The organism is Oleiphilus sp. HI0123 (genome assembly GCF_001635315.1).
This window is the reverse complement of record NZ_LWGE01001595.1, coordinates 1-3578: the sequence shown is the minus strand read 5'-3', so window position 1 is coordinate 3578 and position 3578 is coordinate 1. Positions and strand designations below refer to the sequence as shown.

Sequence of the window (3578 nt, the reverse complement as noted above, 5' to 3'; positions counted from 1 at the left end):
CGCACTAGGCCGAGCACCGAGCGATCAATACAAGGTATCAGCAACCTGGCGAGACGGTTTCAAGTGCACCGTCACCTTCTTGTTAGCCGGAATCAACGCAAAAGCGAAAGCCCAAGCCGTGGCTGAAGCGATTCTTGAAAAGACTAGCCATATGATCGAGGCTAAGGGCTTGAAGGCCTATTCGGAAAAAAGCATTGAGTTACTGGGCACCGAAACCACTTACGGTGAACAAGGCGCATCTGACCAGTGCCGTGAGATCGTGGTAAAAATATCTGTTGCTAGCCCTGATAAGAAGTCTCTGGTTTTATTTTCCAAAGAGATCGCACAGGCTGCAACAGGCATGGCGCCGGGCATCACCGGTATCGTTGGTGGTCGGCCAACGGTATGGCCTAAGATCCGTTTATTCTCCTGCCTTGTGCCTAAAGCCGACTTGGATGTGAGCGTCAAACTCGGTGAAGAGTCCATTCCTGTATCAATTGATAGCGAAACGTCTTTCGTAGGAGCTGAAGCGACTCAGAATAAAACAACTTTAGGCGAAAACTGTAATAGCTACGTTCCGTTAATCAAACTTGCTTGGGCTCGAAGTGGCGACAAGGGCAATCATTCCAATATCGGTGTCATCGCGCGCTCTGAGGAATACCTGCCCTATATTCGTGAAGCTTTAACTGAAGACTTCGTTGCTGAATACATGTCACATACGCTTGACCCAGAACATGGCAAGGTCAATCGTTGGGACCTTCCCGGCATCAATGCCGTGAACTTTTTACTCGAAAACAGCCTAGGTGGAGGTGGCGTTGCTAGCTTGCGCATTGACCCTCAAGGCAAAGCTTTCGCACAACAATTATTACAAGCTGCCATCCCTGTTCCTCAGGCCTTGGCCAATAAACTGTAGGTAAGATAAATCATGAGTCACCCTTATCAATCAATCTTCAGAGATGACCTATACCAAGACAAAGTATTTATCGTAACGGGCGGCGGCAGCGGCATTGGCCGTTGTACCGCTCATGAGCTAGCAGGGCTTGGCGCGCATGTCATCATTATTGGTCGTAAGCAAGAAAAGCTGGATGCTGTGGTTGCTGAAATCATCGAAGATGGTGGCAGTGCTGAAGGTTTTTCTTGCGATATTCGCGAAGAAGATATCGTCAAAGAAACGGTTAATGAAATCGTTAAGAAACACCCTGTGATATCGGGTTTAGTGAACAATGCAGGCGGTCAGTTCCCTGCCCCACTTACCGGTATTAACCAGAAAGGTTGGGAAACGGTGGTACGCACCAATCTAACCGGCGGCTTCTTGATGGCTAAAGAAGTGTATCTGCAAAGTATGAGTAAGCACGGCGGATCAATTGTCAATATCGTCGCTGATATGTGGGGTGGTATGCCAGGCATGGGGCACTCCGGTGCAGCCCGCGCAGGCATGGTGAACTTCACTCAAACGGCTGCCGTTGAATGGGCAGCGTCAGGCGTTCGTGTTAATGCTGTCGCACCGGGCTGGGTGATCACCAGCGGCATGGATACTTATCCTCCAGCCATGAAGCCTTGGATTCTAGGTTTAAAAGATGCTATTCCATTGAAACGTATGGGAACCGAAGCGGAAATAAGCTCCGTGATCTGCTTTTTGCTAAGTGAAGGGGCAAATTTTATTAGTGGTGACTGTATTCGTATTGATGGTGCCGCCTCACAAGGAGGCCGCGTTGCACCGCTACCCAGAGCGAATAACTCTGAGTCTTATGATGGCTTCCATCGCGCAGAGCTTCCCAAAATTTTCCAAGAGGAAGAAGAATAAATCCCCCTCTCTCGTCATTCCGGCAGTGTCTAAGCCGGAATCCATAACGATAGCGGGGCATGAATAAACATGCTACCCGATTAAATATTTCGGGAATGGCATCAAAATAATACGGATACTTAAATGAGTATATTAGAGACAAGCATCGAAACTTCGTCTGAAGAGTTCCAGGCAAATGCCGAAGCCATGCAAGGCTATATTAACGAGTTTCGTAACGTTGAAAATAAAGTCGTAGAAAAAGAAAATCAAGCGAAGGAAAAGTTCATAAAGCGCGGTAAATTGTTACCGCGTGAACGTATCAATATGCTGTTGGATCGTGGCGCTCCTTTCCTTGAAGTGAGCAGTCTCGCTGGCTACAAGATGCACGATGATAAAGATGGTTCCATGGCCGGTGGCGGCATTATCGCGGGCATTGGGTATGTTGCAGGCATTCGCAGCATGATCATCGCCAGTAACAGCGCCATCAAAGGCGGAACGATTTCTCCTGCTGGTCTAGACAAGACGCTACGTTTACAGGAAATCGCCAAACTGAATAAGCTGCCTATCGTGACACTGGCAGAAAGCGGCGGCGCTAACTTGAACTACGCAACCGACATATTTGTGCAAGGTGCTCGCGGCTTCGCAAATCAAGCACGCTTGTCAGCGCAAGGTATTCCACAATTCACAGTGGTACATGGTAACGCAACGGCTGGTGGCGCCTATCAGCCTGGCTTATCGGATTACACGGTCGTAGTGAAAGACAAAACCAAAATGTTCTTGGCTGGCCCTCCACTACTTAAAGCCGCTACCGGAGAGATCGCAAGCGATGAAGAGTTAGGCGGCGCAGAAATGCATGCGCAAGTTGCCGGTACTGCTGAATTCCTCGCAGAAGACGATGCCGACGGCATTCGGATGATTCGTGACTTAATGAAGAGCGTTCCTTGGAATGAGCAGCTTCCAGCTAAGCCATCTAAAGAGTGGCAAGAACCTCTTTTCGGCCCAGAAGAGCTAATTGGCGTTGTACCAGCAGACAGCAAGCACCCCTACGATGTCCGCGAAATCATTGCCCGTATTGCTGACTCGTCCGATTTTGTTGACTTCAAACCAGAATTCGACAAACAAACCGTTTGTGGCTTTTTGAAAATTCAAGGTCATGCTTGCGGCATCATTGGTAACAATGGCCCGATCACGCCCGAGGGCGCTGCCAAAGCGGCTCAGTTCATCCAACTATGTGAACAGTCCAACACCAGTTTATTGTTCTTCCATAATACCACCGGTTTTATGGTTGGCACGCACTCAGAGCAACACGGTGTCATTAAGCATGGTTCTAAAATGCTACAAGCGGTAGCAAATACCACTGTAGCTAAGCTCACTATCGTCGTTGGCGGTTCCTATGGCGCGGGTAACTATGCCATGTGTGGTCGAGGTCTTGACCCTCGCTTCATCTTCGCTTGGCCGAACAGCAAAACAGCCGTTATGGGCGGCGCACAGGCCGGTAAGGTATTGCGAATCGTCACAGAAGCAAAACATGCAAAAATGGGTAAAGAAGCTGATCCAGCCATGCTCGATGTTATCGAGAAAGCGACTGCAGATAAATTGGACGAGGGTTCAACAGCCTTGTTTGGCACCGCTCGCCTATGGGATGACGGATTAATCGATCCGCGCGACACGCGCAAGGTGTTGGCATTCCTCTTAGATATTTGTGAGGAAGCCAATATGCGTGAACTAAGACCCAGCTCTTTTGGCGTAGCGCGTCTATAAGATGTAAAGCAAAAACTACCAGGTCATTCCCGCGTAGGCGGGAATCTATTGTTTT

General features: G+C 49.0%; 3 protein-coding genes. All 3 read left to right on the top strand.

Going from position 1 to position 3578, the window contains the following annotated elements:
* Positions 1-892 (top strand): acyclic terpene utilization AtuA family protein (locus A3761_RS21420; RefSeq protein WP_156492018.1); only part of this gene is annotated, 892 nt, incomplete at its 5' end.
* 12 nt (positions 893-904) lie between these two features.
* Positions 905-1783: an SDR family oxidoreductase gene (locus A3761_RS21415; protein ID WP_068508579.1), complete on the top strand. Its 879-nt coding sequence runs from the start codon at positions 905-907 to the stop codon at positions 1781-1783.
* 123 nt (positions 1784-1906) lie between these two features.
* On the top strand, positions 1907-3523 hold the full coding sequence (locus A3761_RS21410; protein ID WP_068554053.1) for an acyl-CoA carboxylase subunit beta: 1617 nt from the start codon (positions 1907-1909) through the stop codon (positions 3521-3523).
* Positions 3524-3578 lie beyond the last annotated feature (55 nt).